The organism is Acinetobacter sp. YH12108, from assembly GCF_013419055.1.
Classification (GTDB): domain Bacteria; phylum Pseudomonadota; class Gammaproteobacteria; order Pseudomonadales; family Moraxellaceae; genus Acinetobacter.
Window position 1 is genome coordinate 20,874 of the sequence record NZ_VPAW01000026.1, and the last position, 20,786, is coordinate 41,659.

19 protein-coding genes are annotated in these 20,786 nt (G+C 43.0%); 12 read left to right on the forward strand and 7 right to left on the reverse strand.

Features of this window, described 5'->3' with window-relative positions; translation table 11 throughout:
* Positions 1 to 29 precede the first annotated feature (29 nt).
* The 7 genes from FTU46_RS13865 (at position 30) to FTU46_RS13895 (ending at position 7,600) form a co-directional block, all read left to right on the forward strand.
* Entirely contained in the window at positions 30 to 1,868 is a 1,839-nt protein-coding gene (locus FTU46_RS13865; RefSeq protein ID WP_180105195.1) for a TonB-dependent siderophore receptor, read from the forward strand.
* A gap of 94 nt (positions 1,869 to 1,962) precedes the next feature.
* Complete coding sequence (locus FTU46_RS13870) at positions 1,963 to 2,547, forward strand: cob(I)yrinic acid a,c-diamide adenosyltransferase (protein ID WP_180105196.1); 585 nt, start codon at positions 1,963 to 1,965, stop codon at positions 2,545 to 2,547.
* Positions 2,548 to 2,692: 145 nt separating this feature from the next.
* On the forward strand, positions 2,693 to 3,406 hold the full coding sequence (locus FTU46_RS13875) for a glycerophosphodiester phosphodiesterase (protein WP_004782178.1): 714 nt from the start codon (positions 2,693 to 2,695) through the stop codon (positions 3,404 to 3,406).
* A 425-nt stretch (positions 3,407 to 3,831) separates the two neighbouring features.
* A complete protein-coding gene (locus FTU46_RS13880; RefSeq protein WP_104495369.1) occupies positions 3,832 to 4,998 on the forward strand; it encodes an acyl-CoA desaturase in 1,167 nt (388 codons plus the stop codon).
* Between the two features lie 138 nt (positions 4,999 to 5,136).
* Entirely contained in the window at positions 5,137 to 6,582 is a 1,446-nt protein-coding gene (locus FTU46_RS13885) for a YdiU family protein (protein WP_180105197.1), read from the forward strand.
* A 76-nt stretch (positions 6,583 to 6,658) separates the two neighbouring features.
* Entirely contained in the window at positions 6,659 to 7,030 is a 372-nt protein-coding gene (locus tag FTU46_RS13890; protein WP_180105198.1) for an MmcQ/YjbR family DNA-binding protein, read from the forward strand.
* Positions 7,031 to 7,045: 15 nt separating this feature from the next.
* On the forward strand, positions 7,046 to 7,600 hold the full coding sequence (locus FTU46_RS13895) for a GNAT family N-acetyltransferase (protein ID WP_180068716.1): 555 nt from the start codon (positions 7,046 to 7,048) through the stop codon (positions 7,598 to 7,600).
* Positions 7,601 to 7,693: 93 nt separating this feature from the next.
* On the opposite strand, the gene FTU46_RS13900 is transcribed toward FTU46_RS13895, so the two are convergent.
* The 4 genes from FTU46_RS13900 to baeS form a co-directional block, all read right to left on the reverse strand.
* Positions 7,694 to 9,049 (reverse strand): amino acid permease, encoded by a 1,356-nt coding sequence (locus FTU46_RS13900; RefSeq protein ID WP_180105199.1) that lies wholly within the window; start codon positions 9,047 to 9,049, stop codon positions 7,694 to 7,696.
* Between the two features lie 220 nt (positions 9,050 to 9,269).
* Positions 9,270 to 9,776, reverse strand: coding sequence for a GNAT family N-acetyltransferase (locus FTU46_RS13905; RefSeq protein WP_180025146.1), 507 nt, complete (start codon positions 9,774 to 9,776; stop codon positions 9,270 to 9,272).
* 90 nt (positions 9,777 to 9,866) lie between these two features.
* Positions 9,867 to 10,553 (reverse strand): response regulator, encoded by a 687-nt coding sequence (locus FTU46_RS13910; protein WP_034704234.1) that lies wholly within the window; start codon positions 10,551 to 10,553, stop codon positions 9,867 to 9,869.
* Between the two features lie 14 nt (positions 10,554 to 10,567).
* Positions 10,568 to 12,232, reverse strand: coding sequence for a sensor histidine kinase efflux regulator BaeS (baeS, locus tag FTU46_RS13915; RefSeq protein ID WP_180105200.1), 1,665 nt, complete (start codon positions 12,230 to 12,232; stop codon positions 10,568 to 10,570).
* A 137-nt stretch (positions 12,233 to 12,369) separates the two neighbouring features.
* On the opposite strand from baeS, the gene FTU46_RS13920 reads away from it, so the two are divergent.
* The 3 genes from FTU46_RS13920 (at position 12,370) to FTU46_RS13930 (ending at position 17,063) form a co-directional block, all read left to right on the forward strand.
* The gene (locus FTU46_RS13920) at positions 12,370 to 12,999 is read left to right on the forward strand and encodes a hypothetical protein (RefSeq protein WP_159124146.1); all 630 of its coding nucleotides are present in this window, start codon (positions 12,370 to 12,372) and stop codon (positions 12,997 to 12,999) included.
* Positions 13,000 to 13,309: 310 nt separating this feature from the next.
* Complete coding sequence (locus FTU46_RS13925) at positions 13,310 to 15,112, forward strand: acyl-CoA dehydrogenase C-terminal domain-containing protein (RefSeq protein ID WP_180105201.1); 1,803 nt, start codon at positions 13,310 to 13,312, stop codon at positions 15,110 to 15,112.
* A 169-nt stretch (positions 15,113 to 15,281) separates the two neighbouring features.
* On the forward strand, positions 15,282 to 17,063 hold the full coding sequence (locus FTU46_RS13930; protein ID WP_005232064.1) for an acyl-CoA dehydrogenase C-terminal domain-containing protein: 1,782 nt from the start codon (positions 15,282 to 15,284) through the stop codon (positions 17,061 to 17,063).
* Positions 17,064 to 17,114: 51 nt separating this feature from the next.
* Here the strand turns inward: FTU46_RS13930 and FTU46_RS13935 are convergent, their stop codons facing one another.
* Positions 17,115 to 17,321 carry a hypothetical protein gene (locus FTU46_RS13935; protein ID WP_125279369.1) on the reverse strand — a complete coding sequence of 69 codons (207 nt, stop codon included), beginning with the start codon at positions 17,319 to 17,321 and terminating at the stop codon, positions 17,115 to 17,117.
* A gap of 173 nt (positions 17,322 to 17,494) precedes the next feature.
* Between FTU46_RS13935 and FTU46_RS13940 the strand changes: the two genes are divergently transcribed.
* Positions 17,495 to 17,992, forward strand: a complete 498-nt coding sequence (locus tag FTU46_RS13940) for a phosphate-starvation-inducible protein PsiE (RefSeq protein ID WP_005232065.1) — start codon at positions 17,495 to 17,497, stop codon at positions 17,990 to 17,992.
* A 92-nt stretch (positions 17,993 to 18,084) separates the two neighbouring features.
* Here the strand turns inward: FTU46_RS13940 and FTU46_RS13945 are convergent, their stop codons facing one another.
* Complete coding sequence (locus tag FTU46_RS13945) at positions 18,085 to 18,525, reverse strand: RcnB family protein (RefSeq protein WP_180105202.1); 441 nt, start codon at positions 18,523 to 18,525, stop codon at positions 18,085 to 18,087.
* Positions 18,526 to 18,703: 178 nt separating this feature from the next.
* Between FTU46_RS13945 and FTU46_RS13950 the strand changes: the two genes are divergently transcribed.
* Entirely contained in the window at positions 18,704 to 19,156 is a 453-nt protein-coding gene (locus FTU46_RS13950) for a hypothetical protein (protein ID WP_180017145.1), read from the forward strand.
* Between the two features lie 76 nt (positions 19,157 to 19,232).
* Here FTU46_RS13950 and FTU46_RS13955 read toward each other — a convergent pair whose 3' ends face one another.
* Complete coding sequence (locus FTU46_RS13955) at positions 19,233 to 20,696, reverse strand: phospholipase D family protein (protein WP_180105203.1); 1,464 nt, start codon at positions 20,694 to 20,696, stop codon at positions 19,233 to 19,235.
* Positions 20,697 to 20,786: the final 90 nt, after the last annotated feature.

Consider the following 20,786-nt stretch of genomic DNA (forward strand, 5'->3'; position numbering starts at 1 on the left):
ACGGGGAGTGAATGCATGGAGCACATCTCATGTCTATTCCATTTCAGCCTGCTGCCTTAGCAGGTTCTATCACGTTTGCTTTGGGTTTTTCCTCATCAGTTCATGCTGCCGAGCAAAAAGTTGCACAAGCAGCTTTAGATACCATTGTGGTGACCGCTACCCGATCTGAAGAAAAAATTGAAAATGTGCCAGCCCGGATTGCGATTATTGAACCGGCTGTTCTTGAGCAATCACCGATTAAGGCTCTTCCGGATTTATTACAAACAGATCCCAGCATAAATGTGGTGCAGTCAGGCGGTTATGGCCAGCAGACTTCTCTGTTCTTACGCGGTACTAACTCCAATCAAGCTTTGGTTTTACGTGACGGCGTTCGTTTAAATACCGCAACTACCGGTGCAGCCTCTATTCCATTTCTGGATACCACTGACCTCAAGCAGATTGAAATATTAAAAGGCCCCGCATCCGTGCTGTATGGGACAGATGCGATTGGTGGTGTAGTTCAGTTCGTCACTAAAACACCTGAAAAAACTGGTGCTTTTGTATCTGGCGAGATGGGTGAAAACCAGACTTATAAATCACTGGTTGGTGCAGACCTCGCAGAAGATGGAATCTATGCACAGATTCGTGGCCAGATTTTAGAAACTGATGGCACTCCGGTATTCAACATGAATGACAGTCGTGACTATAGCTATGACCAGAAAGGATATAGTGCAAAATTCGGCGTTGAAAAAGAGCGTTATGCTGCATCTCTAGATTACAGCCAGAATTCAGGAAATGGCCAATATAGCGACTGGGGTGTCTTTTCCAGCCAGAATTTCAAAAATGAAATCGTCAATTTAAAAGGTCAGATTCATCCTACTGAAACCACGGCCATTCATGCACGACTTTCCCAGTTTAAAGATGACCTAAATCAGGTCACATCTAACAGCTTTGTACACAGCACGACACAAGAAGCTGAAATCTATGGCAAATGGAATTTTAGCCCGACCCAGAATGTTTTATTAGGTCTGACCCAACGTAATACAGATGCCAAAACCCAAGCTATTGATGAAGACATCAATTCAACTGGTTACTACATTCAGCATCAATACCAGAATCATGGTTTCAGTACCCAACTCGGTCTGCGTGTCGAAGATAATGAAAAATTTGGTACTCATACGGTGGCACAAGGCGGGATTCGTTATCAGCTGCTTCCGAATACCAGCATTTATACCAATATCGGTTCAGCTTTCAAGGCACCCACTTTAAATGATATGTATGCCTTTGGCGGCAATGATCAGCTCAAACCTGAAGAAAGTATTTCTTATGAACTGGGAATTGATCAAAAATTACCATTCAATATTCTGGTTGGCGCATCAGCTTTTCATACGGAAGTCGATCACCTGATCAATTCAACCTGTATCAGCACTTGTGACGGTGACTGGGTCAACACCTTCCCTGTCTATCAAAACCAGAATATTGATGAAGCCCAAATGACAGGTGGTGAATTAACGGCGCAATGGAACAAGGATCAATTTTTTATTAATGCTGGTTACACATACGTCAAGACTGAAGATAGCAAACAGAATACCGAGCTGCTACGTCGTCCGCGTCAGTCTTTGACCTTATCTACAGGTCTACAAAATGCCGATTATGGTCTAAGTGCAGCATTGGTTGCGAAATCGAAAGCCAAAGATTTTGCTCGTGACATTCCAGGCTATGCACGTGTCGACCTGAATGCTTACTGGAATATCAATCCAACAGTAAAGCTCTTTACCAATATTGAAAATGTTGGTGATGTGAAATACAAAACCGTGCATAGTGCGGGCGACCAATACTATGTCAATGGTGGCCGTCTGGCTTCCGCTGGTGTCACTTTCAAATACTAGAACCAGCCAATCTAAATAAATACTTTTGAGGATCATGTCATGCCTATGGCATTATCCTTTTGATATTCAGTATTCAAAATTTTAAGGAATTCAAATGGGCCACCGTTTAAGTAAGATCTATACCCGTACCGGCGATTCAGGCACCACAGGATTGGGTGATGGCTCACGCGTTGCCAAAGATGACTTGCGTATTGCCGCGCTCGGTGATGTGGACGAGCTAAATGCCATCATTGGGGTTTTACGCGCACAAATCGCGGCAAGCAGCATTCAGGATAAAGCGACTTGGGATAAATCTTTAAGCCTGATCCAGCACTGGTTGTTTGATCTGGGTGGTGAAGTGTGTATCCCTGGCTTTAACCTGGTTCAACCAGTCTCGATTGATTTTCTGGAAAATGACATCGATCGTATGAATGAAGCTTTGCCGATGCTGAAAGATTTTATTTTGCCTGCGGGTACTTTAGTTTGCAGTTTTGCTCATCAAGCCCGTGCCGTGTGCCGTCGTGCAGAGCGCAGCGTGATGTCAGTTCACTCACGCGACCAGAATATTCAGGCGACTTCCCTGCAGCTATTAAATCGCCTATCTGACTGGTTATTTGTGGCTTCGCGTACCTTACAACGTGCTGAAGGCGGTTCTGAGGTATTATGGCAAAAAAATATCAACGAGACCATTGATCAATAAATCCGCTAAAATGTATTAAATTGCACGGAAAATTCTGCGCCAACGGTATTTGCAACAAAGTGTTTCAGGCGCAGAATATTGCAATACTCCTGTCACAATTCCTCATCATTATGTCTTCATCTTTACTTCTTCAGGTTATCGCAGCATGCGCATAATCGGACATCGCGGTGCGCGTGGAGAAGCGCCTGAAAATACACTAGGCGGTTTTCAATATATTCAGGATATCGGGATTCGCGCAGTCGAATTTGACGTACGCCAGCTTAAAGATAATGCCCTGATCATCATGCATGATGATAATTTTGTACGCACTACCGGTTTGCAAAAACCCCTCTATGAATGTAGCCGTCAGGATCTCAGTCAATATAACCACGCAGTGAAATGGTCAGAATGGAACAAGGTCGAAGCGACCCCCATGCTGGATCAGACCTTAACCGTGATTCATAACTTTGATCATATTGAAGTTGAAGTCAAAAGTGTCGCGAGCCAGGCAGATGCTGAAAAAATTACGCTTGAGCTTGAACAGCAGTTACAGGGTTATGAGCAGTCAGTCGTGATTACCAGCTTTGATCCTAAAATCCATCAGGCTTTGCAACAGCAAAATTCCAGTTTAAAACGCGGCCTTCTAATTGAAACAGATGTGAAATATCAGGCGATTGATCAAGCTTTAGAACTTGGCTGTTGTCAGATTGGCTGGATGAATGAACTGGCCAGCAAAGATATTATTCAAGCCACACAAGCTGCCAAACTCACCATCAGCGTCTGGACCGTAAATGATGTTAATCGTGCCAAAGAATTACGCGACTGGGGTATTCAGGGTCTTATTACGGATTATCCGAAGTTAATGATGCAACATCTTTAAATGACCCAAAATGCAAGATTCTATATAAAGATTATTTTTCTTTAAGCCTTGAAAAATCATTTAAAGAAGAATACCTGTCTGTAATCTTGTTTAACCTTAGGTTATGGGTTTGCTTACAAATTTATTTCTCTGCAATCTAGTAGAAAAAATGAACATTCATTTGACTCATTTTCATAAAATAAATTTGATTAAAAGCTTCAAAAATCTCAGTGATTTACTCGGAAATCAGAGCCTGTCTAGCTCGTGAAAATGGTAGTTTTCATCCTACTTATTCTGTTACCGATAAGTACAATACAACCGTACAATAATGCTAGTGATGCCCTAGGGGGGCGTGCTAATATGAATGACTTAACCGCTGTTAAAATAAACAATAGCGGCCTCTGCTTTTTGTTATACCTTCCCAGGTTCCAGGAGTGCTGTTGGAGATGAATGCTCCCCTACCTCAAGCCCCAATTAACTGGGTCGCTGTGTTTGCTCTGGTAGTTTTACCCATTGTAGCTGTTATCGCGATTCCGTTATATGCGTATCACCATGATTTTAGCCTTGCCGCTTGGATCAGTATGTTTGTTTTGCTCGGCGTTAGCAGCCTGGGGATTACAGCGGGCTATCATCGTCTTTGGGCACATCGTGCTTATGAAGCGACTTTACCTTTAAAAATCATTTTAATGATCATGGGTACCTTTGCCGTGCAGAACAGTATTCTGTACTGGGGTTCAGGTCACCGTACCCATCACCGTCATGTCGATGACGTGGAAAAAGACCCATATTCAATTAATAACGGCTTCTGGTATGCGCACCTGGGCTGGATGCTGCGTGACTATCCTGCTGCAGAACCAAACTACAAAAATGCACCAGACCTGCAAAACGACAAAGTCGTTATGTTCCAGCACAAATACTATGTGCCTTTAGTAATTGCAGTACACGCTGCAATCTTGTTGCCAATCGGCTGGGCTGTAGGCGATGTCTGGGGTGTATTGTTATTGGGTGGTCTGGTTCGTTTAATCCTGAGCCATCACGTGACCTTCTTCATTAACTCACTGTGCCATATGTGGGGTTCACGTCCTTATACGGATGAAAACACTGCACGTGACAACTTCTGGTTAGCAATTGCAACTTGGGGTGAGGGTTATCATAACTACCATCACATCTTCCAGTACGATTACCGTAATGGCGTAAAATGGTGGCAATATGACCCAACTAAATGGTTAATCTGGACTTGCTCTAAACTGGGTCTGGCTAAAAATCTGCGCCGTATTCCAAGCTTTAATATCAAAAAAGCTGAACTGGCAATGAAGTTTAAATATGCCGAGCAGGATCTGGCGGTATACGGCCATAATGTCAATGAAGACATTATCAATGTAAAAAGTAAGATTGCTCAGGAATATGAAGCCTTTACTCAAACATTGAATGACTGGGCCAAACTGAAAGAACAGGAAATTCAGGTGAAAAAGGCGGCTGTAGCAGAAAAGATTCACCAGATGGATGACAAGCTTAAAGTTGAATTCCAGCTGGTTGAACAGCGTCTTTCTCATCATCGTGAAACACTGAATCTGTTAGTACGTAATTTGAAAAAAGCGCCTGTCTCTCAATAAGATTTAAATTCTCAAAAAAGCTCCTGAAATCAGGGGCTTTTTTTATTTTTGTCTGTCTTACTTATACTTTCCTTTTACAACAGTTTTAAACAGAGATCTTTGTTATATTGCTTTTATTGCCTAAATATTTTGACTGCTATGTATTTTAATTCTCGATATCAAACTCTCCCTCCTCGCCTTTACCATCATCAGCCCCCACTGCCTTTAAAAGATGCTAAAGCGGGACATTTTAATGCTGCGCTTGCTGAGCATCTGCAATGGTCTGAGGAAGATAAAGCACAATGGGTCGAAATCTGTAGTGGTCAAAAAACCTTTGCCGAGTTTGAACCTTTGGCCATGGTGTATGCTGGCCATCAGTTTGGACAATGGGCAGGACAACTGGGTGATGGACGTGGTTTATTGATCGCTCAGATTCTGGATAAAGATCATCAGACCATTGATCTGCATTTGAAAGGTGCTGGTGCAACGCCTTATTCACGTATGGGAGATGGTCGTGCAGTGTTACGCTCGGTGATTCGGGAATACCTAGCCGGACACGCCTTAAATGCACTAGGTGTAGAGTCCAGTAATGCGGTTGGTTTTACCTCTTCCGCTCAAGGTGTACAGCGTGAAAAACTGGAACCGGGTGCAATGCTATTACGGACGTCTGACTGTCATATCCGGTTTGGACATTTTGAATGGATCAATCAGTATCAGCCAGACCTATTGCCTGTATTCACACAAAAATGTATGGAATGGCATTACCCGCAATGTCTGCAAGCAGAACAGCCTATTCTGGCATTTGCTACCCAAGTGATTCAGCGCACGGCAGTCATGATTGCCAAATGGCAACTGGTCGGATTTGCACATGGTGTCATGAACACCGACAACCTGAATATTACCGGTTCAACGCTAGACTTTGGTCCTTATGGGTTTATGGAGCGGTTCCGTCCCAACTGGATTAATAACCACTCGGATTATCAGGGTCGTTATACTTATCAGCAGCAACCAAGCATCGGCCACTGGAACTTGTGGATGTGGCTGAATAACCTGATTCCATTATGTCCTGAAAACTATGATGAAGAACAATGGAAACAGGATCTGGCCCAATGTCTGGAACATTATGAACCGACCTTCCTGGAACATTATAAGCATGGCCTAAACCAGAAAATGGGCTTACCGAGTTTTCACAAAGACAGCTTTGACTGCGCCATGGCTTTTCTCAGAATCTTACAAAGCGAGCAACTCGACTATACGCAAAGCTTTATTCGCCTGCAGAATCATGAATATGAAGCAATCAAGGATGATTGTTTGGATCGCCGTCAGTTTGAAGCATTCCTGACTCAATATGAAGCGATCCGCGAACATCAGGATATTGAAGAATTAGATGCCGCCATGCAACTCGTCAATCCACACTATATCCTGCGCAATCACATGGCACAGAAAGCCATTGAACTGGCTGAGCGGGATGACTTTTCCGAAGTCGATCGCCTGTTTAAATTATTGAGTCAGCCTTATTTAAAACAGCCGGATCTGGAACACCCTGAAGATCTAGTGCCATTGCCGAGTGATGTACCTGAAGTCATGGTAAGTTGTTCATCTTAATTTATTCACAAGACGACTAAAAACTGTGGATAATTTAAGCATTATCCACAGTTTTATTTCGGTTTATTCATAACTTATGACCTTACATCAAATCTCAGCACAGATAGCGATAAGTTTACCTGAAGTCACTGTGACTCAGCCTTTCGGTGAAGGTTGTAAGGTATTCAAGGTGCTAGATAAAGTCTTTATGCTTCAGTTCTATCTCCAAGGCAAAGCTGTCAATTTAAAAGTAGCGCCTGATCATGGTGCTATGCTGCGAGATATTTATTCTTATATCTGTACAGGCTGGCATATGAATAAACAGCACTGGATTTCAGTGTATGAAAATAATGAACTGGATGAACATCTGATTGAGGACCTAGTACAGAATTCTTATGAGCTGGTAGTATCGAAATTAAAGAAAGCAGAAAAAGTACGGATTGAATTATTACGAACATTAGAAAAATAAGTGCAGATACCACCGATGACTAAGATCAAACCAATAACATTAAAGACAAAGAGTTTAATTCTTCGCTCCTACCACTGTGGTGATGAAATCAATTTATTTCAAAACTATTTTAGCGATCTAGCAGCGTCAAAATATTTGCAAAGACATCCACATCGGAACCAAACTCAAACTCGACAAACTTTAGAAAACTGGGCGGGACAAAAGTGGGAAAACTCAGATCCTGAGTTTATGTGGATTATTGCAGATCATTTAACCCAGCAACCTATGGGTATTTTGATCTTTATACAAAGGCATGACATTGGAGAAATTCACTTCGGGCTTGGGACTCCTTATCAGGGACAAGGTTTGATGTGTGAAGCGATGACTTCAGTGATCCAATTTTTAAAACAAACTAAAAAACTCAATAGAATTGAAACCTTTTGTGCTACTGAACATTTAGCGTCAAGACAAGTGTTAGAAAAAACAGGTTTTCATAAACAGCAACTGCTTCGTGCTTGGACCATCTTTCCTTTATTGGGAAATGACCTTAAAGACTGTATTCAGTATATTCTGCCACTAAGATCAAAATAAACCTTAACTCATCTAAAAGCTTTAGATATTGCGACAATATGAAAAAAGCCCAATCATTTCTGGTCGGGCTTCTTCTGATTGGAGATTTTAGGCTTAAGCATTCCTTTTATTCAGAAACTTAAACACGCCAAACAACACCGCAATCCACACCGGCAACATTAACACTGACAACATAAAGCCTTGTGTCCACATGATGTATAAAATCATCAGCATAAAAGCTAAAACAAAATAGTTACTAAACGGCGCAAAGATTGCTGGAAATTTGGTTTGAATCCCCTTTCGTTTGATGGCTTGTCTAAATTTCAAATGAATCAAACTGATCATCATCCAGTTCAGTACTGCCGCAGCCACCACGATATAAATCAGGTACCTCAAGGCTTTTTCAGGCACAAAGTAATTCAGGATCACACAGCCAAAGATCAGAAATGCCGAAAACAATACCGCTGCCACAGGCACACCATGTTTATTCACGCTCTTAAATAATTGCGGTGCATTCCCTTGTTGAGCCAGCCCCATCAACATACGGCTATTGGCATACATGCCACTATTACAGACTGAAAGTGAAGCAGTTAAAATAATGAAATTCAGTAAATGTGCAGCCCATTCAATCCCCATCTGGCTGAAAATCATTACAAATGGACTATGATCTAAATCGCCTAAATTCAGCTGATTCCATGGTACGAGTGAAAGTAATACGGCAAGCGAGCAGATATAAAATAAAAATACCCGAATCACAGTTTGATTTACAGCACGTGGAATGTTCTTGTCAGGATTTTCGGTTTCTGCCGCTGCCATACTAATCAGCTCAATGCCGCCAAAGGCAAACATCATAAAGGCGAGCATATAAAACAGCCCATCAAAGCCATTCGGAAAAAATCCACCATGAGTCCATAAATTGCTGATCGAAGAGGTTGAGGTTGCATCAGCAGTGACGAGCAAATATATGCCAAAGATAATCATTGCAATAATGGCAAGGACTTTAATCATCGATAGCCAGAACTCAGATTCACCATAAATTTTGACATTAGCCAAGTTGGCAAGTGTTACCGTCAAAAAGAAAATGAGTACAGATACCCAGGCTGGAATATGTGGCCACCAGTAATTGATATATTTGCCAATGGCGGTCAGCTCTGTCATTGCGACCAGAATATATAAAATCCAGTAATTCCAGCCGGTTAAAAAGCCTGGAAATTTACCCCAGTATTTAAATGCAAAATAACTGAATGAACCAGTCACAGGCTCATGCACAATCATCTCACCTAACTGGCGCATAATCAGGAATGCAATCAAACCACCAATCAAATAGCCCAGAATAATGGAAGGTCCTGCGGACTGAATAATCTGTGCGGACCCCAAGAATAATCCGGTTCCAATGGCCCCGCCCATAGCAATCAGCTGGATATGACGGTTCTTTAAACGGCGCTGTAGTTGCGGTGTTTCACTCTCCAAGACACGCTCTCATGATGAATAAAAAACCGAATTGTAGCGGGTCTCCAACTAATCAACCAATACATAAATTTAAGTTATTAATTATTAAACTTTTATTTTTTGTATCTACTCAGATAAAAAGAAATATAAATAATTGATTTCATAATAGATACTAGTTAAAAGCTATTTTACATTTCAAAACTCCATAACTTTTCAATAGAAATAGCTCTTTTTTGATGAATTATTGTGTCGCATTAAACGCCTCATGGTAGACCACTTCTCCCTGTGGAATAGATCCATTAAATGCAATGACTTGAAAGTATTCTGATGGAACATCCTTGAGGTAAAGTTCTGAAAAAGCCTTAAACCCGAAACGACCATAATATTGAGGATCACCGAGCACTACACATCCTTGAGCCCCCAACTGTTGCAGGCGATCTAAAGCTACCCGTATAAGTAAAGTGCCGATTCCCTGTCCTTGTTTTGCAGGTAATACCGAAATTGGGCCAAGACCGTACCAGCCAGTTTCACCTGAAGAGATAGTGACAGGTGAAATAGCCACATGGCCAACCAGCTGATTATTTTCAATCGCAACTAGAGAAATCGTTAACTGCCCATGCGTGCGCAAAGCATTGACAATAAATTGTTCAGTATGACTTGAATGGTCAGTATTTTGAAAAGCCGCTCGGGTCAATTTAGCAATGGCTGGAATATCTTCTAGCCGTTCATCCCGAATGATGATTTTCATTATTTTGGCTCTCTTATATTGATCATTTTCAGAAATAAAAAAGCGAACAAACCAAGAAGTCTATCCGCTTTTCTTTAACGAATTCGAATATCAGTCTTCAGGATATTCAAAACGGTAACCTACCCCATAAACGGCCTGAATCCACTCATGACGGTTTCCGGTTTCCGCAGCATCTGAAATTTTACGGCGCAAATTTTTGATATGACTATCAATCACACGGTCTGCCACATCAAAACTGTCCGGATTGATATGATCTAGTAATTGTGCTCGTGAATACACCTGGCCGACATGCTCTAGGAACAGCTCCAGCAAACGGAATTCAGTCGGGGTCAGGTTCAAGGCTTTTTGCTGATACCAGATACGCTGTTGTGATTTATCCATACGGAATAAATCATTGCTTTCCGGCTCAGCTTTACGGTCTAAACGGCGTAATACGGCTTGTACACGGGCAACCAGTTCTTTTGGACTAAATGGTTTACAGATATAGTCATCCGCGCCCATATTCAGGCCAAGTACACGGTCAATTTCTTCAGTACGCGCAGTCACCATAATGATCGGCAAGTCTGATTGCTCACGTACTTTACGGCAAATGGTCAGACCATCCATACGCGGCACCATCAAGTCCAAGATCATCAGGCTCGGTTTACGCTGGGTAAAACTGTTATATGCTTCTTGCCCATCATGAAACACGCTGACTTCAAAACCAGCAGCCTCTAGATAATCTCGCACTAACAGGGCAAGTTCGACTTCGTCTTCAACCAGCATAATATGTTTCATGAATATATTTTCCTTTATGGTTTCATTTGTTTAGGAAAGCTCAGTTTGCATCGTAAACCACCTAATGGTGAATGTGCAAAGCTTAAGCTACCACCCATAGCCTGAGTAATTTTACAAGATAAGGCCAGACCCAAGCCTGTTCCACCGGTGGAACGGGTACGCGAATCATCAACCCGATAGAAACGTTCACCAATGCGAGCCAGCTGCTCATCAGTCAGACCGAATGGACTGTCATCGACATATAAGGTCCATTCTTTCTCATTCTGTTCGGTATGGATATGTACCTGTCCACCGGCTTCTGTATAACGAATACTGTTGCTGAGCAGGTTGGCTACAATCTGCTTGAAACGGTCCAGATCCAGCTCGACTTCAGCACCGTCACCTTCAATAGTCACTTTCAGATCAGCCTGTTCAAATTTAGGCTGGAAGTTCATCAATTCCTGCTGCACCACCTCCCATGGATTTACAGTTGCATAGTAAAACTGTAATTGCTGTGCATCAGCCTGCGCTAGAGCTGCCAGATCCTGAGTCAGTTTTTTCAGGCTGGTTACCTGTGCCAACATCGACGCAAAATGCTCTGGTGTCGGTTTACGGATTCCATCCTGCATCGCTTCAATTTGTGCCTGCAAGACTGCCAGCGGAGTTTTCAATTCATGTGAGGTATCTGCTACCCACTGACGGCGTGAAGTTTCATGCTGATCCAAAATCACGGCCAGTTGATTCAGCTCATTAGACAGATCACCCAGCTCATCATTACGTTTCACTTTCACCTGATGCTGATAATTACCACGAGTCAATTCACGCGTACCGTTCAACAAACGCTGAATCGGTTTTTTAAAATAAGTTGCCAGTAATAATGCAGCAATCAGACTGGCTAGAATACTTAAACCATAAACTAAAAATAGGTAACGTTTCTGATTACTAAAGAAATTAATACTTAAAGCATCATCTTGGTCTAAAACCGGTTTCAAACCCAAATAACCGACTACCTGGTTTTCGACCATAATCGGACGATAAGAAATCTGCTCATCTGACGCCTCACCTACTACAAAACGACGTTTGGCATCATAGAGCGACAGGCGTGAACTTAGACCCAGACGGTCTGGCATCTGGATGAACTGTTTCTTGCCAGTGGGCTGCTGGACTGGCTGTTGACCGCCATTATTGTCTTTACGGTCGGTTCTAAACAGGTTCTGATTGGAACTAAGTGGAAATCTTAAACCTTCAAAGGGCTGGAATTGTGAAGGCAGGTTAGATGCCAGAATACGCAATTCTTCTTCATTGACTGAACGCGATGTCAGATTTGGTTCAACCATACTTGAAGGCGCTACAGTGGCTAAGGTCTGCTCCTGAAAGTAACGCTGCTGTAAGGCAATATCATACTGACGGCGCAACCACCAGCGCGATAAACGGTCATAATCATCCGGTGCAGCTTCACCTTCAATTTGCAGAATCTGCGCCTGAATGGCGTTACCCCAGTCTTCATATACCGTATAGACATCAGCCAGATTCTCGATCACATGATCCAGCTTCTGCATTTCTACATCCGCCACATAGCGGGTAAAGTTGCGCTGCATATTCAGATGCAATACGCCCAGACTCACCGTGGTAATTACCAGGGTGGTCAATAAAACAGTCAAAAACAGACGTAATGCAATCGGAATACGGCGAATCTTCAAAGTAAAAATCTCAGTTTTTCTTCTCTATATTCATTATTGTAGCGAACACAGACTTAAAAAACTCTCCATTGTTTCTTCATCTTTATTATTTAATCTTTACTCATCAAAAAGAATCAGCTCTTGAATGAGGTAAAAACATGAAAGCAATGACAAAAATCGCCTTAATCAGTGCCAGTGTTTTATCGATGGGTGCATTGACTGCCTGTCAATCTACGAGCAACGTGAATGAGCAGAAAGATCATTCTCGCATGATGAAACATCATGAAGGTCAAAAACAGCATCGTCTCACTCCAGAGCAACGCGAACAATTCAAAGCCGCTCGTGCAGAACGCATGCAATTGCATAAACAGATTCAACAGGCCTGTGACGGTAAAGCTGTAGGTAGTGCAGTCCAAATCAAGGCGGGTGATAAAACCATTGATGGGCAATGCAAGATTTCTTTCAAACCTGACCATAAAGGCATCACAGGTCAACGTGGTGAATTCCGTAGTATGCGCGGTGAACATCGTCCAATGCGTGGTGAATTCCGAGGTGGTATGAACCGTGGAGAAGCATTAACGGATAGTCAACGTGCAGAAATGGTTAAACAGTATGATCAGCGTTTATCAGAACGTCAGGCTCTACAAACTGCGTTTGCCAACGCTTGTAAAGGTCAAACCCACGGCAAGGCCGTTCAAGTGAAAGCGGGTACTCAAACTATTGATGGTCAATGTATCGTGCACTTCCAGCCGAATGCACCCATTAAGATGACTAAAGCTGCATCTTAATCTTCTTCTACGTTTCTTATTCCTTCAAATTCAGGCACCTTCGGGTGCCTTTTTTTTATAGCTGACTCCTCAGTCCTCTTTTGACCATTCATGTTCTGCTAATTTCTACAAAAGTCTTTGCAGTCAACATGTTTACTGTTCCGTGCAGATTAATCTTTGACTTTATAGTCACCAAGAAAGCCGCCTGAAAGCTTGTATGGCCGGGCAAGATGTTGCACGATTAGATTCATAGCAATACGTGTCACTGAAGGCACGTTTCAATTAATTTAGGATGATAACGCTGGTCTAAACCAGTATTGAGGAAACCGATATGCCACAATACAAAGCGCCCTTACGTGACATGCAATTTGTTCTACACGAATTATTAAATGCTGAAGAACATTACGCAAAACTTCCTGCGTTTCAAGAAAACGTAAGCCGTGAGTTGGTTGATCAGTACCTAGAAGCTGCAGCTGACTTCTGTGAAAATGAATTATCTCCTCTAAACCAAGTAGGCGACCGTGAAGGTTGTACCTGGAATGACGGCGTTGTAACGACACCGACTGGCTTTAAAGAAGCTTACCAAAAATACATCGAGCTAGGCTTCCCTTCTCTTTCTGCTGAAGAGCAATACGGCGGTCAAGGCTTACCAAATTCTTTAGGTATCACTCTTTCTGAAATGGTGGGTACTGCGAACTGGGCATGGGGTATGTACCCTGGTCTGTCTCATGGTGCAGTTCGTACTTTAGAACACCACGGTTCTCAAGAACAAAAAGACGCTTACCTGCCTAAACTGGTTTCAGGTGAATGGACAGGTACCATGTGTCTGACTGAATCTCATGCAGGTTCTGACCTCGGTATTATCCGTACTAAAGCTGAGCCACAAGCTGATGGTAGCTATGCAATCTCTGGCGAGAAAATCTTTATCTCTGCTGGTGAACACGACATGGCAGAGAACATCATCCACATCGTACTTGCTCGTCTGCCTGGCGCGCCTAAAGGTACTAAAGGTATTTCTCTGTTCATCGTACCAAAATTCAATCTGAATGCTGACAGTTCAATCGGTGAGCGTAACGGCGTACGTTGTGGTTCAATCGAACACAAAATGGGGATCCATGGTAACGCAACTTGTGTCATCAACTTCGATAACGCAAAAGGCTTCCTGATTGGTCCTGAAAACCGTGGTCTGAACTGTATGTTCACGTTCATGAACACTGCACGTATCGGTACTGCTGTACAAGGTCTGTCTGCATCTGAAGCGGCGTTCCAAGGCGCTTTAACTTATGCTAAAGACCGTCTGGCAATGCGTTCTCTTTCTGGTCCTAAAGCACCTGAAAAAGAAGCAGATCCAATTATTGTTCACCCAGCTGTACGTAACATGCTTTTAACTCAAAAAGCATTTGCTGAAGGTGGTCGTGCACTGGTTTACCTGTTGGCTCAATATGCTGATGTGGTTGAACAAGGTACTTCTGAAGAAGAGCGCAAGTTCGCTGACAATATCCTGTCGCTATTAACTCCAATCGCAAAAGCATTCCTGACTGAAACTGGTTCAGAAGCTGCGAAACATGGTGTTCAAGTCTTCGGTGGTCACGGCTTTATCTCTGAGCATGGCATGGAACAAATCGTACGTGATACACGTATTGCCTGCCTGTACGAAGGTACGACTGAGATTCAAGCACTGGATCTGTTAGGCCGTAAAGTACTGGGTACTCAAGGTGCGATGTTGAAAGACTTCACCAAGATCATCCACAAATTTGCGGAAGCGAACAAAGACAATTCTGCAATGAAAGAATTTGTTGAACCGCTTGCGGCATTGAACAAAGAATGGGGTGACCTGACCATGCAGATTGGTATGCGTGCGATGCAAAACCCTGAAGAAGTGGGTGCAGCTGCAGTAGATTACCTGTACTTCTCTGGTTATGTAACACTGGCTTACCTGTGGGCTCGTATGGCACTGGTTGCTCAAGAGACTCTTGCTGCAGGTACCACTGATGCAGACTTCTACAATGCTAAATTGACGACTGCACGCTTCTACTTCAAGAAAATCCTGCCACGTGTTCGTTCACACGTTGACGTGATTGCAACTGGTGTAGAACCGCTTATGTCTTTAGATGCTGAACATTTCGCATTCTAAGCTGATGCAGTTTTAAATGCATAATAAGAAAAAGGACGGCCATCTTCAGGCAGTCCTTTTTCTTTATAAAGAGTTACAGAATTAACCTTTAGTCGTCTAACATTCAGATTTTTAATGCTTTAGACTGAGCCAAAACAATCCAATTAAACAATAAAACAGGTGACATACTATGCCAATTTATAACGCGCCACTTGCTGACATGAAATTCATCCTGAATGATGTTTTCAATGCAGAACAGTTCTGGCAGGCGAATGAAAATCTTGCCCACTTGGATACTGCCACAGCAGAAGCCATTCTTGAAGAAATGGCGAAGTTTGCGCAAAACGTCATGCTTCCTCTGAACCGTACCGGTGATGAAGAAGGCGCAAAATATGAAAATGGCAATGTCACCACACCTGCTGGCTTTAAAGAAGCATTCAAACAATATGCTGAAGGTGGCTGGATCGGTCTGGGTGCCGATGCAGAATGGGGCGGCCAGGAAATGCCGAAAATGCTTACCGTACTTTCTGATGAAATGCTGTTTGCAACCAACCCATCTTTCATGCTCTACCCGCTTCTTTCTGTGGGTGCAGGTATGGCTTTAAACAGCTATGCATCTCAAGAGCAAAAAGAAACCTATCTTCCTAAAATCTATTCTGGTGAATGGTCAGGCACCATGTGCTTAACTGAGCCACATGCCGGTACTGATCTGGGTATTATCAAAACCAAAGCTGAACGTAATGAAGATGGCACGTATAGCATTACCGGTACCAAAATCTTTATCACGGGTGGTGACCACGATCTTGCTGAAAACATTATTCATCTGGTACTGGCAAAAACTCCTGATGCGCCTGCCGGCTCTCGCGGTATTTCCCTGTTCATTGTACCAAAGTTCCTGGTCAATGAAGACGGTTCAATTGGCGAACGTAACCCGGTAGGTCCAGGTTCAATCGAACACAAAATGGGGATCAAGGCATCTGCGACTTGTGTAATGAACTTTGACGGTGCCAAAGGTTACCTGGTGGGTAAAGAAAATGAAGGTCTGGCAGCCATGTTCGTGATGATGAACTACGAACGTCTGTCTATGGGCATCCAGGGCCTAGGTGCTTCAGAATTTGCTTATCAAAATGCTGCGCAATATGCGACAGATCGTTTACAGGGTCGTAGTGCACTTGGTGCTCAATCACCGGCTAAACCGGCAGACAGCATTTTAGTACATGGTGATGTACGTCGTATGTTGCTGAATGTTCGTGCGAACAACGAAGCATCCCGTGCATTTGCAGTGTATGTAGGTCAGCAACTGGATATTACTAAGTTCTCGACTGATCCTGAAGCCGTGAAAAAAGCCAATGACCGTGTTGCGCTGTTAACACCAATTGCGAAAGCTTACCTGACGGATACGGCATTCCAGGCAACCCTAGATGCACAAATGGTCTTTGGTGGACATGGTTATATCCGTGAATGGGGTATGGAACAATGTATCCGTGACCTGCGTATCTCACAGATTTATGAAGGAACCAATGGCGTTCAGTCGCAAGATTTAATCGGCCGTAAAACCATTAAATGTGGCGGTGCGTACATCGGTGAATACATCGAAGAAATCCGCGACTTTGCGAACCAGTTAGATGCAGACCTGAACTTCATTAAAGATGCAACTTTAGATGCAGCTACTGAAGTAGAATCATTGACTCAGTTTGTGCTTGAAGCTGCTGGCGAAAATGCAGAATTCCCGAATGCTGCAGCGGTTGATTACCTACATGCAGTAGGCCTATTGAGCTTCTCTTATATGTTTGCGCGCATTGCCAATGCTGCAAAAGACAAAGATGGCGAGTTCTACCAAAACAAACTGGCACTGGCGCGTTATTTCACGCAACGCATCTTGCCTGAACTTGCACTGCGTATCACTAAAGTGAAAGCCGGTTGTGAAGTAGTAATGAATTTCTCTGAAGATTACTTTACGACTCAAGCTTAATCTTGACGTGAATCCATATAAAAGCCCTGCATCTGCAGGGCTTTTTATCCATTATACTTTTTCAATCAAGATCGTATCTGGTTGCGTCGTTATTTTAGGATTGAAATGCTTATTTACTATTTTAATTCCCCCTTGCGACTCTAAAGATTCACACAGTTCAAGTACCTTCTGCATCTCTTCAGCCTTGATCCCCGTGCCCAAGATTAATTTTTTTCCTGCTTCTAATTGACTAATTTTTGTTTGAATTTTGTCCAACATTTTTTTCTCCTATTTATTCAATGTAGTTCTCATACAATATAACAAGTTAGTGCAAAAAAAGTGCAAAAGTTCGAATAATTTCACTTTTATTTTATTTTTCTCTTTTTGTGCATGATCTTTGCTAGTTCTTTTCTGTTCACATGTTAGTTCACATGAAAAATCAGGAGGAGAACATGAGTAAATCAGAGTCTAAAGTGAAAAGAATAGAAACTCTCCTCGACCGTTTTGGCAACCTTGCCGTTGAAAGTTTCCATTATCTTGCGCTGTTCATTATTGGCTGTATGGTGATCTGGTCCGCAGGTCATACCGTATTTGACATTTTGACCGTCAAACAGTTTGCCACCATTGATGATATTCTTTTGCTGTTTATCTATCTGGAACTTGGTGCCATGGTCGGCATCTATTTCAAGACCAATCATATGCCGGTTCGGTTCCTGATTTATATTGCGATTACTGCCCTGACCCGTTTACTGATTTCTGATATTCAGCATACACACAAAGCCAGCATGGATCAGGTTATTATTACCGGTTCGATTCTGATTTTGGCTTTTGCCATTCTGGTGGTCCGTTATGCGTCCTGGACCTATCCATCCGTTATTCGCGACAAGCATAGCGAAAAGCCATTACCAGAAGGTAAAACTCCACGTCCTGAAGATGATGAGTTGGCATAGTCATAGAAAAGTCCCCCCTTTGCAAAAGGTGAGAAGCACTGCTTCGCAAGAGGGTAATTAATCACCTCTCCTAACAAGAGAGGGAATTTCTTTTAACGGTTATTCATCAACACATAACGTCCATTTTCATAAATCCAGTAACTTCCGCGTGGTGGTGCCGGTAATCCCAAACGCTGCCAGTCAGTAATCACTGTATATCTCGAACTTTCAATGTGGGCTACATTCGGATCACCATTGACCCAACTATAGCTATTGGAATTCTGGTAAATCGTGGTCGGTGCCTGATACTGGATATTGAACCCGCTTTGGCTCTGCGCAGGAGGATAATAGCCGCCATGGGACGGACGTTGCGGAGAATAAGGCCGCTGCGAATGAGGGGGCTGCGGTGCATCATGAGGACGTGATGGAGGACGATGTTGAGGTTTAGAACGATCAACACCAGTATAGCCTACCCAGGCATTATCCGCCCAAGCGGGCACCGCAATACCAAACAGGAATGAAGCCAGCAATGCACCTGAAGCTAATTTTTTCATAAGTGCGTCCTCCAAAGATTTCTGACCATATTTTAACCAAAATCCATGCAGAAAATATGGATAAATCCCCTGCTGCTGCAAAGTTTTGTAATTGATTCCATGACTTTAACAGGCTTGCGTGATGAACGCTGAAGTGCGTATGCTAATATCACTTTTTTAATGCTTTGAGTTGCATACTGTGTCTGATTTAAATTTCGATCGTTTATATGAATATTTTTGCAAGGTACCTAGTGTTCAAAAAGGACTGATTGATAGCTATGGCTCGGATGGGAAACAGGCTTGGTGGTTTAAATTTCAGATCAACGTTGATCATCCTTTAGCATGGCAAACTGTGCAGGAACTGGGTCATGTCCTGAACTATATTTCTAAAAATGAGCGCCTGCCGACTCAGTTTCTTCCAGTTTCTCCACCGCCTTATATGAATGGTGTAGCCAAAGATTTCTTATCTTGGGTCATCCAGTGCAATCATGCTGACTTCCCACCAGATGTGGTATGTGACTGGCTAGAAGCACGTTTACCAAATCCGGTGGATGATGAAGCACAATGGAAAATTAAGACTGATATTTCTGAACTGGATGAGCTGACAGATAAAGAACTGGATCAACTGGTTCCGCCGAATCCAGAAAAATAACTCCCCTCATCCCAACCTTCTCCCATAGGGAGAAGGAGTTCCCTCTCCTTTCAGGAGAGGGCTAGGGAGAGGCCAATCAAAACGTCGACCAGCCACTCCATTCCATAAAACGATAGAGCCAGTATTTCCAGAATGACTCTTCAGCATATTGAGCATAGTCCACGCTCATAGAACGGTCATTCAAATTAGACCAGGCCGTATTGAAATACTGCTGCGCATCGCTAAAGACTTCCGCCTGAGGCTGACCCACCACACGTAGATTGGTCTCCAGATTATAATTTTTTAGGTTACGCGCCGTGAAATTTGCTGAACCTAAAATCATTTCAGCTTGCTGGGCACCGGATTTCATCAGAATTTTGTTGTGACATTGCTCGCCTTGAGTATTACACCAGCGTACCGGAATACCAGCTTTATGCAGTTCTGAAGCCACCTGCCGGTTAGGAATGCCATTTTTTTCACGACCAAATGCATCTTTGTTTGGATCAAGTAAAACCCGAAGTTTCACTCCGCGCTCATGCGCTGCAATTAACCCTTTCACAATCTTACGTTCTGACAGATAGAACATGGCCAGATCAATCTGCTCATCTGCTTTCGCCGTTTCAAGCAGCTTTAGAACTCCCTCATAAATGGCTTTTTCAGTTAGTACCTGAACTTGAGGCTGTTTTTTTTCTGCTTCAAACTCACCTGCAATCACAGCCGGCATATTGGCTTGAGACATGATCCCGACCGCCTGTTCTGTCGCAAGAATATCAATCGCTGTTCTGCCCCAGACCAGTAGACCAATATTGGAGTGCCGTGAACTGCCATCATGTGGGTTCATTGAGGTAACCAGTGCTTTCCAGCCCTGATCTGTATCCACGACCAGTGTTTTACGATGATTGGCTTTGAAATTAAACAGGTCGAAATAACTGCGTAAGGTCACTTTTTCTGGACCAAATGGATTCGGCAACCAGCCTTTTTCCGGATTATTGCCAATCCCCTGACAGCACAGATACCAGAAACCTGACCAGCTTGGATTAGAAGCACGCAGCGGTGTCAGATTGGTTTCGATTACATCTACTCCCGCCTGACGCAGTTCACGATAATGCTGTGCTGTAATTCCACCGTAGACAGAATTAATCGGATCGGTAATAAATTTGATTTCCACTTCAGGCTGCATTAATCGCTTGTTAAGTAAGGCCTCTGTGAGCTGTTTGCTGAGTGCCTGATGTTCCTGTTTAGAGGCACCGGTCTGCTGATTAAACAGGAACATATCCAGCACGATCAGGGATTTTGCTTCCTCAACCATTTTCAGCATTTCATTAAAAATCTGATGATCCAGTTGCTGCTTGCCCTGTGCATTCAGATAAGTCTGATCGACCAGAAATTTCACCTGTGCATGGCGCAGCTTACCCGTGTAATTCAGCCCTTCAGGTAAGGGTTTATAAGTATGATAAATTGCTGAAGCCAGATAACTGGCCATCAGCACACCAATGATCAAGGCCGCATAACGGCGGTTTGACCAGTTCAGTTTATTGTGAATTCGTTGAAAGATACGCATAAGAAAAAACCTAACCCAATATACTCAGGCTAGGTTTAATCTGATGATTTTTCAAGTCTATTTCAGTGACAGTACTTGGATTCGGTCAGT

Bases quoted from the DNA above. Each gene is read 5' to 3' on its own strand.
- FTU46_RS13890 (WP_180105198.1), top strand. From the start codon at position 6,659: ATGACCTTACATCAAATCTCAGCACAGATAGCGATAAGTTTACCTGAA.
- FTU46_RS13955 (WP_180105203.1), bottom strand. From the start codon at position 20,696: ATGCGTATCTTTCAACGAATTCACAATAAACTGAACTGGTCAAACCGC.
- FTU46_RS13905 (WP_180025146.1), bottom strand. From the start codon at position 9,776: ATGAAAATCATCATTCGGGATGAACGGCTAGAAGATATTCCAGCCATT.
- FTU46_RS13870 (WP_180105196.1), top strand. From the start codon at position 1,963: ATGGGCCACCGTTTAAGTAAGATCTATACCCGTACCGGCGATTCAGGC.
- FTU46_RS13935 (WP_125279369.1), bottom strand. From the start codon at position 17,321: ATGTTGGACAAAATTCAAACAAAAATTAGTCAATTAGAAGCAGGAAAA.
- FTU46_RS13925 (WP_180105201.1), top strand. From the start codon at position 13,310: ATGCCACAATACAAAGCGCCCTTACGTGACATGCAATTTGTTCTACAC.
- FTU46_RS13945 (WP_180105202.1), bottom strand. From the start codon at position 18,525: ATGAAAAAATTAGCTTCAGGTGCATTGCTGGCTTCATTCCTGTTTGGT.
- FTU46_RS13895 (WP_180068716.1), top strand. From the start codon at position 7,046: ATGACTAAGATCAAACCAATAACATTAAAGACAAAGAGTTTAATTCTT.
- FTU46_RS13910 (WP_034704234.1), bottom strand. From the start codon at position 10,553: ATGAAACATATTATGCTGGTTGAAGACGAAGTCGAACTTGCCCTGTTA.
- FTU46_RS13920 (WP_159124146.1), top strand. From the start codon at position 12,370: ATGAAAGCAATGACAAAAATCGCCTTAATCAGTGCCAGTGTTTTATCG.
- FTU46_RS13865 (WP_180105195.1), top strand. From the start codon at position 30: ATGTCTATTCCATTTCAGCCTGCTGCCTTAGCAGGTTCTATCACGTTT.
- FTU46_RS13885 (WP_180105197.1), top strand. From the start codon at position 5,137: ATGTATTTTAATTCTCGATATCAAACTCTCCCTCCTCGCCTTTACCAT.
- FTU46_RS13880 (WP_104495369.1), top strand. From the start codon at position 3,832: ATGAATGCTCCCCTACCTCAAGCCCCAATTAACTGGGTCGCTGTGTTT.
- FTU46_RS13930 (WP_005232064.1), top strand. From the start codon at position 15,282: ATGCCAATTTATAACGCGCCACTTGCTGACATGAAATTCATCCTGAAT.
- FTU46_RS13940 (WP_005232065.1), top strand. From the start codon at position 17,495: ATGAGTAAATCAGAGTCTAAAGTGAAAAGAATAGAAACTCTCCTCGAC.
- FTU46_RS13875 (WP_004782178.1), top strand. From the start codon at position 2,693: ATGCGCATAATCGGACATCGCGGTGCGCGTGGAGAAGCGCCTGAAAAT.